Here is a 17,657-nt window from a genome sequence, read left to right as displayed (position 1 = left end):
GGGCATGTTCGATCCTCAGGCATTCCGCGATGCGCTCGGCAGCTTTGTCACCGGCGTCACCATCGTGACCGCACGCGACGCAGAAGGGCGCCCGTTCGGGCTGACCGCGAACAGCTTCAATTCGGTGAGCCTCGATCCCCCGATGGTGCTGTGGAGCCTGTCGCTGCGCTCGGGGACGCTGCCGGTGTTCCGCGACGCATCCAGCTGGGCGGTCCATGTGCTGGCCGCCGACCAGCAACCCATGTCCGATCTGTTCGCCCGCCCCGGCGAGGACAAGTTTGCCGGGATCGATTGCCCCGACGGGCCCGAGGGCGCCCCGCAACTGGATGGCTATGCCGCCCGCTTCGGCTGCACCGCACGGTTCGAATATGAAGGCGGCGACCATGCGATCTTCCTCGGCGAAGTGGTCGATTTCGACCGCCGCGAGGTCGAGCCGCTGATCTATCACGGCGGGCGCTATGGCCGCGTCATGCGCGCGCCCACCGGTGACGACCTCGAGCGCGAGGGCCTGGCCGAGCGCAGCGGCGAGGAACTTTCCCTTACGGCGAGCGGTGCCCAATTGCTGGCCGCGCTCGAAGCCTTGGCGAAGCGCTAGAACTCAGCGCGCTCGCGCCGATACCCGTTGCGAAAAGCAACCAAGGGAAGAGGCACAGCGCATGAAAACCCGCATCACCGAAATGTTCGGTATCGAGCATCCGATCATCCAGGGCGGCATGCACTATGTCGGCTTTGCAGAAATGGCCGCGGCGGTCTCCAATGCGGGCGGACTGGGCATCATCACCGGGCTGACGCTCGGCACGCCCGAAAAGCTCGCCAACGAAATCGCGCGCTGCAAGGACATGACCGACAAGCCCTTTGGCGTGAACCTGACCTTCCTGCCGACGGTCAACGCGCCCGATTATCCCGGCCTGGTCAAGGCGATCATCGACGGCGGCGTCAAGGCGGTCGAAACCGCGGGCAACAATCCCGCGCAGGTGCTGCCTTTCTTCAAGGACGCCGGGGTCAAGGTGATCCACAAATGCACCAGCGTGCGGCACAGCCTCAAGGCGCAGTCGATCGGCTGCGATGCGGTCAGCGTCGACGGCTTCGAATGCGGCGGGCATCCGGGCGAAGACGATATTCCCAACATGATCCTGCTGCCGCGCGCGGCGGATGAACTCGACATTCCTTTTGTCGCCAGCGGCGGCATGGCCGATGCGCGCAGCCTCGTCGCCAGCCTCGCGATGGGCGCCGAAGGCATGAACATGGGCACGCGTTTCATCGCCACCCAGGAAGCGCCGGTGCACGAGAATGTGAAGAAGGCGATCGTCGCGGCGAGCGAACTCGACACGCGGCTCGTCATGCGTCCGCTGCGCAATACCGAACGCGTGATGACCAATGACGCCGTCGAACGGCTGCTGGAAAAGGAACGCAAGCTGGGCGCCGACCTCAAGTTCGAGGACATCATCGAGGAAGTCGCGGGCGTCTATCCGCGGATCATGACCGAAGGCGATATGGATGCCGGTGCGTGGTCGTGCGGCATGGTGGCCGGGCTCATCAACGACATCCCGACCTGCAAGGAACTGATCGACGGCATCATGGCCGAGGCCGAAAGCCTCATCCGTCAGCGTCTCACCGGTTTCCTGGATAGCTGAGGAGGGAGATGGACATGCTCGATACCAGCCATCGCACTGCCTATAACGACGATCACGAGGCGTTCCGCGACACCGTGCGCAAGGTCTTTGCCGAGCACATGACGCCCTATCTCGACCAGCACGAGGAAGAGGGGATCGTCCCGCGCAGCGCATGGAAAGCGCTCGGCGAAGCGGGCATGCTGTGCCCCACGGTAAAGGAAGAGAACGGCGGGCTCGGCCTCGATTTCGGCTTCAATTGCGTGTTGTGCGAGGAGCTGTCCTATCTTGGCAGCTCCGCCGGTTTCACGCTGCAGAACGATATCACTGCGAATTATATCGAGCGTCTCGGCACCGAGGAACAGCGCGCCAAATACCTGCCCGGCATGGTTTCGGGCGATGTGATTTCGGCGATCGCGATGACCGAACCCGGCGCGGGCAGCGATCTGCAGGGCATCCGCACCACTGCGATCAAGGACGGCAATCACCTCGTGGTGAACGGGTCCAAGACCTACATCACCAATGGCCAGAACGCCGATGTCGTCATCGTGGTGGCCAAGACCGATCCCGCGCAGGGCGCCAAGGGCACCTCGCTGGTGCTGGTCGATGCAGGCACCGAAGGGTTCGAGCGCGGGCGCAATCTCGACAAGATCGGCCAGCATTCGGCCGACACGTCCGAACTGTTCTTCAACGATGTGCGTGTGCCGATGACCAATATCCTCGGCGGCGAGGGGCGCGGCTTCATCCATCTCATGGAAGAACTGCCGCAGGAACGGCTGGGTATCGCGGTGGGCGCGCAGGCCGCGGCGCAGCGCGCTTTCGACGAAGCGGTCAAGTTCACCAAGGACCGCAAGGCATTCGGCAAGACGGTGTTCGAGTTCCAGAACACCAAATTCGTCCTCGCCGATCTCAAGGCGAAGATCCAGGTCGGCTGGGCTCATCTCGACTGGGCGATCAGGAAGCACCTTGCGGGCGAGCTCACCACCGACGAGGCAAGCGCGGCCAAGCTGTGGCATACCGACCTGCAATGGGAAGCCTGCGACATGGCGCTGCAACTGCATGGCGGCGCGGGTTACATGAACGAATATGCGATCGCCCGGCTGTGGCGCGATGCGCGTGTCACGCGCATCTTCGGCGGCACCAACGAGATCATGAAGGAAGTGATCAGCCGTTCGATCTGAGGAGCAATACCGCATGACCGATCCGCTCGACTTCTCCGGTAAGACCGTCCTCGTCATTGGCGGGACGAGCGGGATCGGCAACGGCATTGCGCATGGTTTCCGCCAGCACGGGGCGCTGGTCCATGTCACCGGAACCCGCGCTGCGGCATCCGATTATGCGGCCTCCGAAGGCAGCGATCTGGCGGGGCTGACCTTCCACCGGCTCGACGTGTCGGACGCCTCCGCCACTGCCAGCTTTGCACTGCCCGAGCGGCTCGATGTGGTCGTGCTGTGCCAGGGCACTGTCCGCTATCGCCGCGAGGAGTTCGAGCGCGAGGGCTGGGACGCGGTGATGGAGGTCAATCTCAACTCGCTGATGGATTGCGCGCGGATCGTCCGCCCCCGGCTGGCCGAGCAGGGCGGATCGCTGATCGTGGTCAGTTCGGTGGGCGGCTATCACGCCATGCTGGGCAACCCGGCCTATGCGGCGAGCAAGGCGGGCGCGGTCAGCCTGGTGGGCAGTCTCGCGCAGGCCTGGGCGGGGGAGGGCATCCGCGTCAATGGCATCGCGCCGGGCCTCGTTCCGACCAAGCTGACCAAGGTCACGACCGAGAACGAGCAGCGCGCGGCAGGCGCGGTGGCGCGTATACCGGCCGGCCGGATGGGCACCCCGCAGGACATGGCCGGGGCGGCGCTGTTCCTTGCCTCGCCGCTGGCCGATTATATCGTCGGGCAGACCATACGGGTCGATGGCGGAATGACGCTCGCCTGAAACCGGCCTGCTCCTGAAAGGGGATACGATCATGGACTATGTCAATCTCGGCCCGTCGGGCCTCAAGGTGTCGCGGCTGTGTCTTGGCTGCATGAGTTATGGCGACACCAGCAAGGGCTGGCACGGCGACTGGGTGCTGTCCGAGGATGAAAGCCGTCCCTTCATCCGCGAAGCGGTGGAGGCGGGGATCAACTTCTTCGATACGGCAAACATGTATTCGCGCGGCGCCTCGGAAGAGGTGATCGGGCGCCTGCTGCCCGAATTCGCGCGGCGCGACGAGATCGTGGTCGCGACCAAGGCCTTCCTGCCCTGGCAGCAGGCCCCCAATGCGGGCGGTCTGTCGCGCAAGGCGCTGATGCAGGCGGTGGACGACAGCCTGACGCGGCTGGGGATGGACTATGTCGATCTCTACCAGATCCACCGCTGGGACGATGCCACGCCGATCGAGGAAACGATGGAGGCGCTGCACGACATCGTGAAGGCGGGCAAGGCGCGCTATATCGGCGCCTCGTCGATGTTCGCCTGGCAGTTCGCCAAGGCGCAGGAAGTGGCCCGCGCGAATGGCTGGACGCGGTTCATCTCGATGCAGAACCACGTCAACCTGCTCTATCGCGAGGAAGAGCGCGAAATGCTGCCGCTCTGCGCCGATCAGGGCGTGGGGGTCATCCCCTGGAGCCCGCTGGCGCGCGGCAAGCTTGCCCGCGCATGGGACGAAACCACCGTGCGCAGCGAGACCGACGGCTTCGGCAAGATGCTTTACCGCCAGCAGGAAGACGCCGATCGCGCGATCGTAGACACCGTCGGCGCGATTGCCGCAGACCGCGGTGTATCGCGCGCGAGCGTCGCGCTGGCATGGCACTTCGCCAAGGATGTGACCGCTCCGATCATCGGCGCGACCAAGGACGGCCATATCGCCGCAGCCGTGGCCGCGATGGACCTTAACCTGACCGATGACGAGGTCGCGCGGCTCGAGCAGCCCTATCTGCCCAAGACCCTGGTTGGCGTGGTCTCCACCGTGCCGCGCAACTGGTCGCTATCGCAGGTCGCCGAATAGGAAATCGCGCGCTTTTCCCAAAGTGTTACAAACACGCAAATCGGGTCACAAACAGGTCACATGACTGCGGCATCGCTGCCCTTGACTGGGTGGGACACTGCAGCGTGCGAACGATCAATATCTTCCTGACAGACCCGATGGCAGGCGACCTTCCCGATTTCGACAATGGGGACATTCGCTATGCCTTCGCGCGGCTTTATCCCGATGGCCCGCGGCGGCTTGTCGAAGGGCCGGTCTGTGCCTTCGTCGACTGGGTCATGGCCGATATGTCGGGGCTCGAAATGTGCCGCCGGCTGCGCTCCGATCCGCGTATGGACGACGCGCATATCACCATCGTGCTCGAAGAGGACGATGCCGAGGACAAACGCCGCGCACTGCGTGCCGGGGCGGATGACTACATCGTCGGCCCGATCGATCGCACCGTGGTGCTCGACCGGGTGATGGCGCTGCAGGTCGGCGGTGCGCAGCCGCGCGTCAACGAACGGCTCGAACTGGGGGCGTTGCTGGTCGATCTCGCAGCCCTGCAGGCGCGGTGGAACGGGCAGGCGCTCGACCTGCGCCCCAATGAATTCCGCCTGCTGCATTTCCTGGCACAGAACCCCGACCGCGTGCTGTCGCGCGGCGATCTGATCGCAGCACTGGGCAAGCAGGAACCGCCGATCGACGAGCGCACGGTCGATGTCTGGATCGGCCGCCTGCGCCGCGCGCTCCGCAAGGTGGGCGCGGGCGAGCGCGTGCGGACGGTGCGCTCGCTGGGATATGTCTACGACAGCTACGACTGAGCTAACGGCCTCTTTGCGCTCATGTCTGCTTGCATCGCCGGTGCGCACTAAGGCGCACATTACTCTTGCTTTTCGAGCATGACTCTGCGCGGCACTCAATCTAGTAAAGTCTCATGGACCGAGAATTCGCCAACGACATCAGCATGGTAAACGCGATCGATGTCGTCCCGTCGATCCTGGAAGTGATCTGTCAGGCGACGGGAATGGGTTATGCCGCGGTGGCCCGCGTCACGGAAGATCGCTGGATCGCATGCGGTGTGCGCGACGAAATAAATTTCGGGCTCGAACCGGGAGGCGAGCTGCCAATCGAAACCACGATCTGCCACGAAATCCGCGCGCATAGGAACCCGGTTCTTATCGACGACGTCGATTGCGACCCGCAATATCGCGATCATCACACACCAAAAACTTACCGACTGAAGAGTTATATTTCCGTACCGATCATCCTGTCTGACGACAGCTTCTTCGGCACGCTGTGCGCGATATCTCCCGAGCCTGCCGAAGTGAGCAAGCCGGAGATCCTGGGAATGTTTACGCTGTTTGCCCAGATGATCGGGTATCACATCGAGGCGAGCCAATCGCTCGTCGAGAGCAAGACAGCGCTCCTTACAGAACAGGAGACGTCCGCCCTGCGAGAACAGTTCATCGCGGTGCTGGGTCACGATCTGCGCAACCCGCTTGCCGGCATCAAGGGCGGGATGCGCATGCTCGGGGCCGAGGAACTGAGCGACAGGGGCAAGGCTGTGCTCGATATGGTCGATGCGACTATCGATCGAATGAGCGGCCTGATCGATAATGTGATGGACTTCGCGCGCGGGCGTCTTGGCGGCGGCATCACCCTCGATCCTTCACTAAAGCGAATAGATGCCACCGTGCAGCAGGTCGCCGATGAATTGCGTTTGACCTATCCGGACCGGGAGATCGTCCTTGATCTGAAGCTCGAAACGGACTTGCACGCCGACCATGACCGGCTGGGGCAGTTGTTTTCCAATCTGCTAGGCAACGCTCTGATGCATGGCGATCCGGATCAACCGATCCATGCCGTGCTGGGGCGCGATGGCGATCACCTTACATTCGAAACGAGCAATTTCGGCGAGCCCATCCCTGCCAAAGCGATGGAAAGCCTTTTCTCCCCGTTCGAGAGGGGGGAAGCTCGATCAAGCCTTCAGGGGTTGGGTCTCGGCCTCTACATATCCTCGCAGATCGCGCAGGCGCATGAGGGTGAGTTAACTGCGAAATCCGAAGGGCGGGAAACCACGTTCACATTCCGGATGCCTATTGTCCGGAAGCAGCTCTGACACTGGCGGAAGGGCACAGCCTGTACCCGAAAGGTCCGCTTTCCAAAAACACGGCCCCCCCCACATTCAGCCCACCATCAACGAAAAAGGGCCGCCCGAAGGCGGCCCTTTCCGAGGGATATGCTGGTGTGATCAGAACTCGGCCGATACCGACAGGCTGAAGCTGCGGCCCACATCGTAGCTGTTGTTCTCGATCCGCGTGGTGCCGGTGGTCTGGTATTCGAAGTGGTCGCGCCCCGTCAGGTTGCGCGCCTCGAACTTCACTTCCATGTCGGTCCCGGCCAGTTCGAAACCCTGCCGCGCGACGAAATCGATCGTCAGGCCGGGGTTTTCGAGAATGTCCGGGCGCGACAGCGTGCTGCGGCTGATGACGCGCTTGCTGCCGTAATTGAACAGGAAGGTCACCTGGCTCACCCGGTCGAGATCTTCCAGGCCCAGCTGCACATTGGCGATATGGTCGGACTGACCCGTCAGCGCGGTACCGTCTTCGAAGAAGTTGGTCGCCGCCTGCAGGCCGCCAAGCTCGGGCACGTTGACCATGTCGCTCGACTGCACGCTGATTTCGGACTGGGTGTAAGTGTAGTTGGCAATCGCGACGAAGCGCTTGCTGTCCCACCATTCACCCAGCGAATAGAGGTCTTTGTTCCACTGGACTTCGACTTCCGCACCGTAGAGTTCAGCCTGCGGCGCATTGGCGAAGCGGCTGACCACGGTGTTGTCGTTGAAGCTCGAGAACACCTCGATCGGGTTCTCGATGTCCTTGTAGAACCCGGCGAGGCTGAACTTGCTGCCCGAGCCCCAGTAATATTCGACGCGGGCCTCGTAATTGGTCAGCTCGCTGTCGATCAGGCCGGGGTTGCCGGTGAACTGGCGGTTCGATTCAGGATCGTAATAGGTCTGCAGGATCAATTCGCGGAACTGCGGCCGCGCAATCGTTTTCGACGCGTTGAAGCGCGCCTGCAGGCTGTCGGTCAGTTCCCAGGTCAGCGTCGCCGCGGGGAGCCAGTAGTCATTGTTCAGCAGCGTGGCATTGGCCGAACCGCTGGGCAATCCGTCGAGGCCGAGCGGCACGACTTGCTGCGTGGCGTCTTCGTAGCGCACGCCGACATCGAGCGACAGCCGATCGACCGGGGTCACGCGTGCCTGTGCGTAGCCCGCCTTGATCTCGAGCCCGGCGGAGAAGGCCGGGTCGGCTGCGGTCGTTTCGATGATGGTGTAGGAGAACGGCCCGATCCCGCCTGCGGCTTGCGCTTCGGTGTCGTAACCCAGTTCGATCAGCGCATCGCCGAGCAGATTATCCGGGCGGAAGGCGCCGAATGCCAGCGGGTAATCGCCGGTGGTACGGATATCGAACTCGCGGCGACGCGACAGGCGGTCGGTATCGGTATAGGCGCCGCCCACCGTCACGCCGAGCCAGTTGGCCAACTGGTAGCTGACGTCCACGCCGCCGTAATAGAGGTCTTCGGTCAGGTCGGAGAAGGCGACCGTGGTCCGGCCCCGCTGCCCGCCGTTCTGCAGGTTGAGGTAGATGTCGTCGAACCCGCCGGTCGGATTGAGATCGCGCGAATAGATGAATTCCCATTCGTTCGGGGCTTCGCGCTGCGTCTGCGCATAACCGCCGCGCAGGTCGATCGACAAATCGCCGAATTCGAGCTCGCCGACAAACTGCGTGTCGATCAGCTCGCGCTCGTACCAGCCGGTGTTCTGGAACAGATCGTCATCGTCGTCGGTGAGATCGGAAATCTGCGCCAGCGATGCGCGCTTGAGCGAATCACGGATGTAGAGGTTGGTGAGGCGGAAGCGGTGCTCGCCCACTTCGAGCCCGAAGCCGAGCATGGCATTGGCCAGGATCCGCTGGTCGGTCTGGAACTGGTTGCCCGTCTGGTCGAGGTCGAGATCGCCGTTCAGCGCGGCCTGCCGCGTGATGTAGCGATTGCGGTACTTGTTGCTCAGCGAAGCCGTCGCGATCACGCCGAAGCGGCCATCGGAAAAGACATCGACGCTGGTGCCCGCAGTGATGCCGCCCGACCAGTTGACCGGCAGTTCGTCGGTGCTTTGCAGCAGGATCAGATTGGGATCGCCCAATTCGGTCAGGATCGCCTGCTGGTCGACGCCTTCGTCGTTGATCGCCTGCCCGCTGTCGAAGAAGCTTTGCAGATTGGGGCCGGGGTCGCGGCGCCCGTCGTCGAAGCCGAACCAGTCGTAGTCCGAACCGTAATAGGTGTAGCCCGTGCCGAAGGCGGTTTCGGTATCGCCCGAAATGCCCGCGCTGATCTTGAGGAAACTTTCTTCCGGCACCGCGCGGGTGGTGAGGTTGATCACGCCGCCGCCGAATTCGCCGGGGAAGTTGGCCGAATAGGTCTTCTGCACCAGGCTCGATGCGATGACGCTGGTCGGGAAGATGTCGAGCGGGACCACGCGGCTGAGCGGCTGCGGCGAAGGCAGCGGCAGGCCGTTGAGCAGCGCGAGCGAGTAGCGATCGCCGAGGCCGCGGACATAGACGAGGCCGTTGCCCACGGTCGACAGGCCGGTGACGCGGGTCAGCGCGCCGGCGATGTCGCCTTCGCCCGTCCGCGCAATGCTGGCGCTGTCGAGCACCGAGACGACCTGCGACGAGGCGCGGGTGACGTCCTGGCGACGGCGGCCGGTGACGACGATCGCGCCGCCGGGAACCGAGATCTCGGTTTGCTCGAACTCTTCTTCCTCCGGCGTGTCGTCGATGCCCTCGGCCTGCTGCGCCATGACGGCGTCGGTCGCGGGATCTTGTTCGGCGGGAACGCCTTCGGCGCCCGTGCTCGCATCCTGGGCGAAAGCAGCGCCGGCAGGAAAGGTGAGCGCGGTGGTGAGCAGGAGCAGCGCGGTGAGCTGCTTGCCGGTCGACATGGTTCGAGACCCCCTCATGTTCAGGCCTTTAAACTTGGCTGGAGCCAGGCGATGGCTCCGGTGCGAAAAGCGAAGAAGGCCGCGGGACGCGCAACGAGCGCGCGCCCCGCGGCCTGTCGTGGCCGATTAGTAGACCGGCAGGCTCGCGCAGTCGGACACAGCGGCGTCGAACGTCACGGTGGCCGAGTTGCAGGTCCAGCCGTTCACCCAGGTGTCGTTGCCGACATAGACGGCGCCGATGTTGGTCGGGAGCTGGAAGAACGACGAGAGCCCGGTCGGGTCGAACACGGTCACGGCGTCTTCGTTCGAACCGTTGACGAAGCCCATGGTCAGCGTGTTGGTGAAGGCCGCATCATTGTCCGAACCGGCGTTGTAGCGGGTTTCGATATTGGCTCCTGTGACCCCGCCCGAGCTGTCGCGGAAGTCCACGGCGCAGTCGAGCACGAACGAGTTGAACACCACCGGACCGGCTTCGTCGATCGCGGCATTGGCTGCGCGGTTCAGCGTTTCGGTGTTGTCGACGCGCAGGCAGGCCGTCGCGCCTTCGTTGTCGACCAGGATCGAGTTGACGATCGTATAGTCGGCAAAGCCGCGGATGCGGACCGCCTGGTCACCCACGCCGCTGTTGGCGATGAAGGTGGCGTTCGAAATCCGCGTGTTCTGGCGCGGGGTGTCTTCCTCGAGACCGTTCGACGAATCGGCTTCGATGATCGTGTCGCCAACGCCGGGGCGCTGCATCACGATCACGTTCTGCATGTCGACCTTGACGCCGGTATCGGTGTCGAGGCCGTCGTCTTCGGCGCCCACGACGATCAGGTTGCGCAGATTGAACTGGCCGCCGAAGAATTCGACGCCGTCATCCGAGCTGTTGTAGCTCATGATGTTGCTCAGCTGCGTGCCCGTGCCGGTGCCGCCGGTGGTCAGCGCCTGAAGCTCGCTGTCGCCCGAGAGGACGAAGCCCGAATAGCGGATCTGCACGAAGCTCATGCTGCCCGAGCTGTCGTTGACGGTCGCGCCGCCGAACAGGGCGGGCTGTGCCGCGCCTTCGACCTGGCGTTCGCAGGCGGTGGTGCCGGGGGTTGCACCCGGAGCGATGCAGTCGGTGACCGGAGCGCGGCCCGACAGGACGACGCCGCCCCACTGGCCCGACGAATTGGCGGTGTTGAGCCCCTGGACGTTGTCACGGCTGGTGAAGATGATCGGACGGGCGGCGGTGCCGTTGGCGTCGATCGTGTTGCCGCGGTTGACGTTGAGCCAGCCCGAACCGGCCGAGTACAGGATGACGCCCGGCTCGATCGTCAGTTCGACATCGGTATCCGCACCGGTATCGGCGGCGCCGCCATCGGTGCCGACATCGACGCGGCCGTCGATGCGGTAGAGCAGGCCTTCGATGTAGGGCAGGGTCGAGGAAGCGGTGAAGCGCGCGGGCAGGGTGCAGACGCGGTATTCGCCGGTCGGGCCCGAGATCGTGTTGTCATCCGTCAGGCCGGCGGGATCCGAAATGGTCGGGCAGCCCGCTGCCGGGGTGACCAGTGCCGACGTCGGGGTCGGCGTCGGGGTCGGCGTGGGTGCCGGGGTGGGATTGTTGATGATCACGTCACCGCCGGTACCCGGCGAGACGATTTCGTCGGCGCCGCAGCTGGCGAGAGCCAGAGCGGAGCAGCCGAGGACGAGCGAACGATGGAAATTGGTCACGGGTAACGGTCCCCTCAAAAACCGGATGAATCAGAATGCGAAGTCGTTGATCGCGACTCGTCCGCTAGGGGGGCTTCGTGACAGTTTTATTCGGTTCGTGACCGTTATGTTGCAAATCCATCGCTTAGTGCGACGAACCGAAGGGCTTTGCGAAAAAAAGCCCGATCGGCCCTCAGATTGCACAATTATGACAACGTTACAGTTTTATTGCAGCAATCGTAACAAGGCGGCATAAACGCTCCCACAAGATGAATAGGGAGAGCTGTCATGGCGATCATCACAAGCGTTGCATTGGCCCTGTTGGCGCAGGGACCGGTCGAAGCGGTTCCGGGCCCCCAGGCCGGCTATGATGTCGGCTACGAGGAACTGGTCGCGAACGACAATCGCGCCGCCCGCCAGGCCATTGAAAACTGCGAAGAACTGGCCGCGGCCGATCCGGCCCGCCTGATCAATCACGGAATCGCGCTCGCGCGCATGGGCGACTATGATGCGGCGCGGACCGAATTCGAAGCCGCTGCCGGCGCGCGCGACAGCGTCGAGCTGGAAACCGCTGCGGGTGACTGGGTGGATTCGCGCCGGCTCGCCCGCAAGGCGCTGGCCATGCTCGATAAGGGCGAATTCGCCCGCTATTACGCCTTGTCGCTCCGGTAGATCTACGCGAGATCGCGGCACTATTGGGCTCGTCTCCTTACCGGGAGGCGGGCCTTTTCCTTTTGGGGCGTAATACTTTCCCGCGATATTCGGCTTTTTGTCACCCGCCTGTCATGTAGTATGCCCAATGGGGCCGCACGGAGGGTGCAATGATTCTGGCACGCTTGGCGCTGGTGATGGGATTGTCCTGCGCCGCGCTTACCGCTTTCGCAGCGAAAGCGGATGTTATGGAGATCGATACGGACGGCGCGCGCTGGATCACCGGCGGGGGCGCCGCGCTGGTCGCTGCCCCGGCCGAACCGGGGTTTGCCGCGCCGCTGGCCGAAGTGCCGGCCGATATCTTCGTGCCCGACATCGCCATTGCCGATCCGGGCGAGCATGCGCGCCTCGTTCCCGCCGATTACCAGGCCAAGGTGGCCGAACTCGCCGCGCGGTTCGATCTCAGCCCGACGCTGATCGAGGCGCTGGTGTGGCAGGAAAGCCGCTGGCGCGCGAATGCGGTCTCGCCAGTGGGCGCACGCGGCCTGGCGCAGCTGATGCCCGGTACGGCACGCGACCTCGGCGTCGACCCCGACGATCCCTTCGCCAATCTCGAAGGCGGCGCGCGCTACCTGCGCGAGCAGCTCGACCGCTTCGATGGCGATCTCGAAAAGGCGCTCGCCGCCTACAATGCCGGGCCCGGCCGCGTGATCCGCGCGGGCGGTGTCCCGCGCATCCGCGAAACGCAACATTATGTGGCGGCCATCATGGGCCGCCTTTCGGACCACTCACGGGAGTAATCAATTGAGTCGCAAGTTTACCCTGCCGGCAGTTCTGGCCGCCCTGATGACCCCCAGCGCCGCTTTCGCGCAGGCTGCCGATCCGGCCGGTTCGGGCCCGATCGTCGCCGCGCTCGGCTGGCTGCAGGGCACGCTGCTGGGCAATGTCGCGACCGCGGTCGCGGTGATGGCGGTGGCCGCGGTCGGCTTCATGATGCTGACCGGCCGCCTCAACTGGCGCTTCGGCGCGACCGTGATCATCGGCGTGTTCATCCTGTTCGGCGCGGCTTCGATCGTGGCCGGTATCCAGGGCGTGGCCGGCTGAGATGACCGCGCTGGTCCGCCATCCCGTCCACCGCGCGCTGACGCGCCCGCAGATGTTCGCGGGGGTGACATATAACTACTTCATCATCAACGGGATGGTGACCACCGAGGCGTTCCTGATCACCGGGAGCTGGCTGGCGCTGCTGGTCTTCGCGGTGATGCACGGGATCGGCTATTTCGCCTGCCTGCGCGAGCCGCGCATCTTCGACCTGTGGATCACCCGGGTGTCGAAGTGCCCGCGGGTCAAGAATTACAAGCGCTGGGGCTGCAACTCCTATGCAGCCTGAGCGGAAAGGTATCGCATGACGACGAAGTGGAAAGGGGCTGCCGCCTGGAGCGCGAAAGAAGCGCGCGCGGGCGATCGCCTGCCCTATTTGCGCATGCTCAACGAGAGCACGCTGCTGCTGCGTGACGGATCGGTGATGACCGCGATCCAGGTCCCCGGACTACTGTTCGAGACCGAGGACAGCGAAGCGCTGAATGCGCATGCCGCCACTCGCGAGATCGTGCTGCGTTCCACGCTCGATGCGCGCTTCGTGCTGTACCATCACGTCATCCGGCGGCGCGTCTCGGTCGATCTTGAAGCCGAATTTCCCGATCCGATCAGCCGCCATATCGACGACCGCTGGCGCGAACGGCTCGGCTCGGGCCAATTGTTCGTCAACGACCAGTTTATCACGCTGATCCGGCGTCCGGCGCGCGGCAAGGCGGGACTGGTCGAGCGTGTCGCAAAGACATTCCGGCGCCAGGGCGGCGAACGGCTCGAACCCGATCCCAAGGATCTGCGCAGCCTGCGTGCCGCCTCGCAAGGACTGGTCGCGGCGCTGACCGCCTATGGCGCGACCCCGCTGGGCGATTATGTCGGTCCGCAGGGCAACACCAATTCGGAAATGCTCGAACTGCTGAGCGCGCTCTACAATGGCGAGATGCGCCCGGTGCGCAAACCCGCCGACGATGTCGATATCGGCCACATGCTGCCCTATCGCCGTATCAGCTTCGGGCTCGACGCGATCGAGATGCGCGGCTCGGGCTCGCCCGATTTCGGCGCCGTGCTCGGTCTCAAGGACTATCCCGAGGCGACCTCGCCCGGCCTGCTCGACAGCCTGCTGCGGCTGCCCTTCGAAATGGTGGTGAGCGAAAGCTATGCCCCGACCGAGCGGCAGACCGCGCGCGAGCGGATGGATCTGGCGATCCGCCGTCTCAAGAGCGCGGACGAGGAAGCCGCCGCCGAACGCGCCGACATGCTTTCCGCACGCGATGCGCTGGGCAATGGGGCGGTCGGCTTTGGCGATCACCACCTGACCGTGATGGTCAAGGAACGCCAGCTTGGCCAGCTCGACGATGCCATGGCCGCCTGCGCCGCTGCGCTCGCCGACACCGGCGCGATCGCGGTGCGCGAGGATACCAATCTCGAACCCGCCTTCTGGGGGCAGTTCCCGGGCAATGAGGGCTACCTCGTCCGCCGCGCGCTGATTTCGAGCGCGAACATGGCGAGCTTCGGGAGCTTGCACGGCTTCGCGCTGGGGCAGGCGCAGGGAAATCACTGGGGTGAAGCGGTGACGCTGCTCGAAACCACCAGCGCGACGCCGTTCTTCTTCAATTTCCACCACGGCGACCTCGGCAATTTCTCGGTCATCGGCCCCTCGGGCTCGGGCAAGACCGTGGTGATGAACTTTCTCGCCGCGCAGGCGCAGAAATTCAGCCCGCGCACGATCCTGTTCGACAAGGATCGCGGCGCGGAACTGTTCGTGCGCGGTATCGGCGGGCGCTACGACAGCATCCGCTCGGGCGAACCGACCGGGTTCAACCCGCTGTCGCTGCCCGATACGCCCGGCAACAAGGCCTTCCTGCGCGACTGGCTGGGCGCGCTCCTCAAGGCCGAAGGCCCCGAGGAGGAACAGGCCATCGCGGGAGCGGTCGATGCGGCCTATGCCAATGATGCTTCGCTGCGCCGCCTGCGGCACTTCAAGGAATTGCTGTCAGGCACGCGGCGTCCGCAACCGGGCGACCTGGCCGATCGCCTCGGTGCATGGATCGGCGAGGGCGAGCATGCCTGGCTGTTCGACAATGCCGAGGACCGGCTCGATCTGACCGCGCGTGTGCTCGGCTTCGACATGACCGCGCTGCTCGAGAACCCGCGGCTGCGCACGCCGACGATGATGTATCTCTTCCACCGGATCGAGGAACGGCTCGACGGCAAGCCGACGATGATCCTGATCGACGAGGGGTGGAAAGCGCTCGACGACGAGGTCTTCGCCGCGCGCATCCGCGACTGGCTCAAGACGTTGCGCAAGCGCAACGCGCTGGTCGGTTTCGCCACGCAAAGCGCGCGCGATGCGCTCGAAAGCCGCATTTCGACCGCATTGGTCGAGCAGACCGCGACCATGGTGTTCATGCCCAACAGCCGCGCGCGGCCCGAGGATTATTGCGACGGCTTCGGCCTGACCGAGCACGAGCTCGCGTTGATCCGCACGCTGCCCGCGCACAGCCGCTGCTTCCTCGTGCGCCAGCCCGATGCGAGCGTCGTCGTGCGGCTTGACCTGTCGGGCGCACCCGAAGTGCTGACGCTGCTCTCGGGCCGCGAAAGCTCGGTCCGCCGGCTCGACCTGCTGCGCGAGGCGCTGGGTGATGCGCCGAGCGAGTGGTTCCCCGCGCTCACCGGGACCAAATGGCCGGGCGGGGCGAATGACGAAGGGGGGCCGGGGTCGAAGCCCTCGGCCTCGCCGCCGAATGAGCGCGACCTGCGACCGCGTCGCCGCCGATGTCGGCAATGGCGTCGCCGCCGCGCTGCGCGGGGTGGACTGTATCGCGGGCGAGGCCAGCACGGCCGCGTTCGGCCGGCTGTTCGCACCCGGCGGTTCGCTGGGCACGGTGCTGACGCTCGTCCTGACGCTGTTCATCGCGCTGTTCGCCTTCGCGCTGCTGACCGGGCGGACCAATATCGGCGTGCGCAGCCTCGTCCCGCGGATGATGACGCTGGGCCTCGTGCTGACCTTCGCCACCAGCTGGATCGCTTACCAGAGCGTGGTCTGGAACCTCGCCGTCGCTACCCCCGATTACCTTGCGGGCGTGCTTACGGGGGCGCAGGGATCGGCGACCGATACTTTCGCGCAGAAGATCGACGTGGTCTTCCTCGCCATCCAGGAAGCCAGCGCCGGGGCGGAGGACATTTCCACCTTCTCGCCCGAAGGCATGATGTGGTTCGGCGCGCTCCTGTTCATGCTCGGCACCGTCGGCCTGCTGGTCACCACCAAGATCGCGCTCGGCGTGCTGATCGCGCTTGGTCCGCTGTTCGTCGTGCTGGCGCTTTTCAACGGCACGCGCGGCCTGTTCACCGGCTGGGTCAAGGGATTGACCCTATGCGCGCTGGCGCCGCTGTTCGCGGTGCTCGGCGGCAGCGTGATGCTCGAACTCGCGGTGCCGATCCTCGGCGCGCTGACCGCTGCCCCGGGCCAGATCGACCCGCAGGCGGCCATGGCGTTCTTCATGATCGGCGCGGTGCATGTCGCGCTGATGGTGCTCGTGCTCAAGGTGGCGGGCGCCATGGTGGCCGGATGGTCGGTGTTCGGTCTGGTGCCCGACCGGGAGGAGAAGTCCTCCTCCGCACCGGCCCCCCAGCAAGTGGTCGCTGCTCCCGCGCTCGCGCAGGCACAGGCTGCCAACCAGGCCAGTTCGCAGGCGCGCCGGATCGACGTTTCGGCAGTCCCGACCGCCTATGCCGCCAACGATGGCGGCGGCGCGGGCGGCAGCGGCGGATCGCGCACCGTCAAGGTCTATGCCACCTCGTCCGCTTCCACCCAGCAATCATCCGACAGCAAGGCCCGCGTCCGCGGTTCCGGCATCGGCAGCCGGTTCAAGTCCGCGGCGCCCAAGGCGCTCGACCGTTCCATGGAGAAACACGCATGACCCGCGCGCTCATTCCCGCGCTCGCTCTCACCCTGCTGGCCGTACCGGCTAGCGCGCAGGATTCTGCGCCTCGTCGAGGTGCTGTATGACGAAACCAAGGTGGTCCGGATCGACGGCCGCGTCGCAGTGCAGGCGAGCATCATGTTCGGCGATGACGAGGTGATCGAGAACGTCGCCATCGGCGACAGCGCGACCTGGCAGGTCACACCCAACAAGCGCGCCAACATCCTGTTCGTCAAACCGCTCGAGCCGCGCGCCGCGACCAATCTGACGGTCGTCACCAGCAAACGCACCTATCTGTTCGACCTCGTCGCCAGCCCGGGTGCCAAGCCGCTCTACCTGATGCGCTTCGCCTATCCCGACGAACCTGCGGAAGAGCCGGTACAGATGGCGCCCAATGCGGTGGAGCGGCAGGCCGCGCGCGATCCCTATGCGGTGGTCGATCCGGCGGATCTCAACTTCGCGTGGAATGCCTCGGGCGATCCCGAACTGCTGCCCGAGAATACCTATGACGATGGCACCGCGACCTTCCTCACCTGGCCCAGCGGCAAGGATGTGCCCGCGATCCTCGTGACCAATAGCCAGGGCATCGAAGGCCCGGTCAATTTCACCGTGCGCGGGGATACGATCGTCGTCGACGGCGTGCCGCGGACGATCGTCCTGCGGTCGGGCGAGGACAGCGCCCAATTGATCAACACCGGGCCCGAACGGCCCGCTGCCAGTGCGAGCGGCAGTCCCGCTCTCGCTTCGAAGGGGAGGTAACC

15 protein-coding genes and 1 pseudogene are annotated in these 17,657 nt (G+C 64.8%); 14 read left to right on the top strand and 2 right to left on the bottom strand.

Features of this window, described 5'->3' with window-relative positions; all coding sequences use genetic code 11:
* Positions 1-4 precede the first annotated feature (4 nt).
* The 7 genes from VWN43_RS09870 (at position 5) to VWN43_RS09840 (ending at position 6,676) form a co-directional block, all read left to right on the top strand.
* Positions 5-595: a flavin reductase family protein gene (locus tag VWN43_RS09870; RefSeq protein WP_253522648.1), complete on the top strand. Its 591-nt coding sequence runs from the start codon at positions 5-7 to the stop codon at positions 593-595.
* A 61-nt stretch (positions 596-656) separates the two neighbouring features.
* A complete protein-coding gene (locus VWN43_RS09865) occupies positions 657-1,634 on the top strand; it encodes an NAD(P)H-dependent flavin oxidoreductase (protein ID WP_253522651.1) in 978 nt (325 codons plus the stop codon).
* Positions 1,635-1,648: 14 nt separating this feature from the next.
* Positions 1,649-2,791, top strand: coding sequence for an acyl-CoA dehydrogenase family protein (locus tag VWN43_RS09860; protein WP_320181875.1), 1,143 nt, complete (start codon positions 1,649-1,651; stop codon positions 2,789-2,791).
* A 13-nt stretch (positions 2,792-2,804) separates the two neighbouring features.
* Positions 2,805-3,542 carry an SDR family NAD(P)-dependent oxidoreductase gene (locus VWN43_RS09855; RefSeq protein ID WP_320181876.1) on the top strand — a complete coding sequence of 246 codons (738 nt, stop codon included), beginning with the start codon at positions 2,805-2,807 and terminating at the stop codon, positions 3,540-3,542.
* Between the two features lie 31 nt (positions 3,543-3,573).
* Entirely contained in the window at positions 3,574-4,596 is a 1,023-nt protein-coding gene (locus VWN43_RS09850) for an aldo/keto reductase (RefSeq protein WP_320181877.1), read from the top strand.
* Positions 4,597-4,700: 104 nt separating this feature from the next.
* Positions 4,701-5,378 carry a response regulator transcription factor gene (locus VWN43_RS09845; RefSeq protein ID WP_253522663.1) on the top strand — a complete coding sequence of 226 codons (678 nt, stop codon included), beginning with the start codon at positions 4,701-4,703 and terminating at the stop codon, positions 5,376-5,378.
* A 113-nt stretch (positions 5,379-5,491) separates the two neighbouring features.
* On the top strand, positions 5,492-6,676 hold the full coding sequence (locus VWN43_RS09840) for a GAF domain-containing sensor histidine kinase (RefSeq protein ID WP_320181878.1): 1,185 nt from the start codon (positions 5,492-5,494) through the stop codon (positions 6,674-6,676).
* A gap of 132 nt (positions 6,677-6,808) precedes the next feature.
* On the opposite strand, the gene VWN43_RS09835 is transcribed toward VWN43_RS09840, so the two are convergent.
* Together VWN43_RS09835 and VWN43_RS09830 are read right to left on the bottom strand one after the other, a co-directional pair.
* Positions 6,809-9,559 carry a TonB-dependent receptor domain-containing protein gene (locus VWN43_RS09835; protein WP_320181879.1) on the bottom strand — a complete coding sequence of 917 codons (2,751 nt, stop codon included), beginning with the start codon at positions 9,557-9,559 and terminating at the stop codon, positions 6,809-6,811.
* Positions 9,560-9,685: 126 nt separating this feature from the next.
* Positions 9,686-11,254, bottom strand: coding sequence for a hypothetical protein (locus VWN43_RS09830; RefSeq protein ID WP_320181880.1), 1,569 nt, complete (start codon positions 11,252-11,254; stop codon positions 9,686-9,688).
* A 267-nt stretch (positions 11,255-11,521) separates the two neighbouring features.
* Here VWN43_RS09830 and VWN43_RS09825 point away from each other — a divergent pair, with 267 nt between their 5' ends.
* The 7 genes and pseudogenes from VWN43_RS09825 to VWN43_RS09795 all read left to right on the top strand — a co-directional run bounded on the left by VWN43_RS09825 (position 11,522) and on the right by VWN43_RS09795 (position 17,655).
* A complete protein-coding gene (locus VWN43_RS09825) occupies positions 11,522-11,905 on the top strand; it encodes a hypothetical protein (RefSeq protein WP_253522677.1) in 384 nt (127 codons plus the stop codon).
* Positions 11,906-12,054: 149 nt separating this feature from the next.
* The gene (locus VWN43_RS09820) at positions 12,055-12,684 is read left to right on the top strand and encodes a lytic transglycosylase domain-containing protein (protein WP_320181881.1); all 630 of its coding nucleotides are present in this window, start codon (positions 12,055-12,057) and stop codon (positions 12,682-12,684) included.
* A 4-nt stretch (positions 12,685-12,688) separates the two neighbouring features.
* A complete protein-coding gene (locus VWN43_RS09815; protein WP_320181882.1) occupies positions 12,689-12,988 on the top strand; it encodes a TrbC/VirB2 family protein in 300 nt (99 codons plus the stop codon).
* A gap of 1 nt (position 12,989) precedes the next feature.
* Positions 12,990-13,274, top strand: a complete 285-nt coding sequence (locus VWN43_RS09810; protein WP_067694164.1) for a VirB3 family type IV secretion system protein — start codon at positions 12,990-12,992, stop codon at positions 13,272-13,274.
* A gap of 15 nt (positions 13,275-13,289) precedes the next feature.
* Positions 13,290-15,721 (top strand): annotated as a pseudogene (locus tag VWN43_RS09805) (VirB4 family type IV secretion/conjugal transfer ATPase).
* The gene (locus VWN43_RS09800) at positions 15,718-16,893 is read left to right on the top strand and encodes a TrbL/VirB6 family protein (protein WP_320182092.1); all 1,176 of its coding nucleotides are present in this window, start codon (positions 15,718-15,720) and stop codon (positions 16,891-16,893) included. Before VWN43_RS09805 ends, VWN43_RS09800 begins: the two are co-directional and overlap by 4 nt.
* A 78-nt stretch (positions 16,894-16,971) precedes the next feature.
* Positions 16,972-17,655, top strand: a complete 684-nt coding sequence (locus VWN43_RS09795; protein WP_330767256.1) for a TrbG/VirB9 family P-type conjugative transfer protein — start codon at positions 16,972-16,974, stop codon at positions 17,653-17,655.
* The last annotated feature ends 2 nt before the right edge of the window (positions 17,656-17,657 follow it).

This window comes from Qipengyuania sp. HL-TH1 (genome assembly GCF_036365825.1).
Classification (GTDB): domain Bacteria; phylum Pseudomonadota; class Alphaproteobacteria; order Sphingomonadales; family Sphingomonadaceae; genus Qipengyuania; species Qipengyuania profunda.
This window is presented reverse-complemented; position numbering and strand designations above follow the sequence as displayed.

Excerpts from the sequence above, each read along its gene's own strand:
- VWN43_RS09870 (WP_253522648.1), top strand. The coding sequence starts at position 5 with ATGTTCGATCCTCAGGCATTCCGCGATGCGCTCGGCAGCTTTGTCACC.
- VWN43_RS09865 (WP_253522651.1), top strand. The coding sequence starts at position 657 with ATGAAAACCCGCATCACCGAAATGTTCGGTATCGAGCATCCGATCATC.
- VWN43_RS09860 (WP_320181875.1), top strand. The coding sequence starts at position 1,649 with ATGCTCGATACCAGCCATCGCACTGCCTATAACGACGATCACGAGGCG.
- VWN43_RS09855 (WP_320181876.1), top strand. The coding sequence starts at position 2,805 with ATGACCGATCCGCTCGACTTCTCCGGTAAGACCGTCCTCGTCATTGGC.
- VWN43_RS09850 (WP_320181877.1), top strand. The coding sequence starts at position 3,574 with ATGGACTATGTCAATCTCGGCCCGTCGGGCCTCAAGGTGTCGCGGCTG.
- VWN43_RS09840 (WP_320181878.1), top strand. The coding sequence starts at position 5,492 with ATGGACCGAGAATTCGCCAACGACATCAGCATGGTAAACGCGATCGAT.
- VWN43_RS09835 (WP_320181879.1), bottom strand. The coding sequence starts at position 9,559 with ATGTCGACCGGCAAGCAGCTCACCGCGCTGCTCCTGCTCACCACCGCG.
- VWN43_RS09825 (WP_253522677.1), top strand. The coding sequence starts at position 11,522 with ATGGCGATCATCACAAGCGTTGCATTGGCCCTGTTGGCGCAGGGACCG.
- VWN43_RS09820 (WP_320181881.1), top strand. The coding sequence starts at position 12,055 with ATGATTCTGGCACGCTTGGCGCTGGTGATGGGATTGTCCTGCGCCGCG.
- VWN43_RS09810 (WP_067694164.1), top strand. The coding sequence starts at position 12,990 with ATGACCGCGCTGGTCCGCCATCCCGTCCACCGCGCGCTGACGCGCCCG.
- VWN43_RS09800 (WP_320182092.1), top strand. The coding sequence starts at position 15,718 with ATGAGCGCGACCTGCGACCGCGTCGCCGCCGATGTCGGCAATGGCGTC.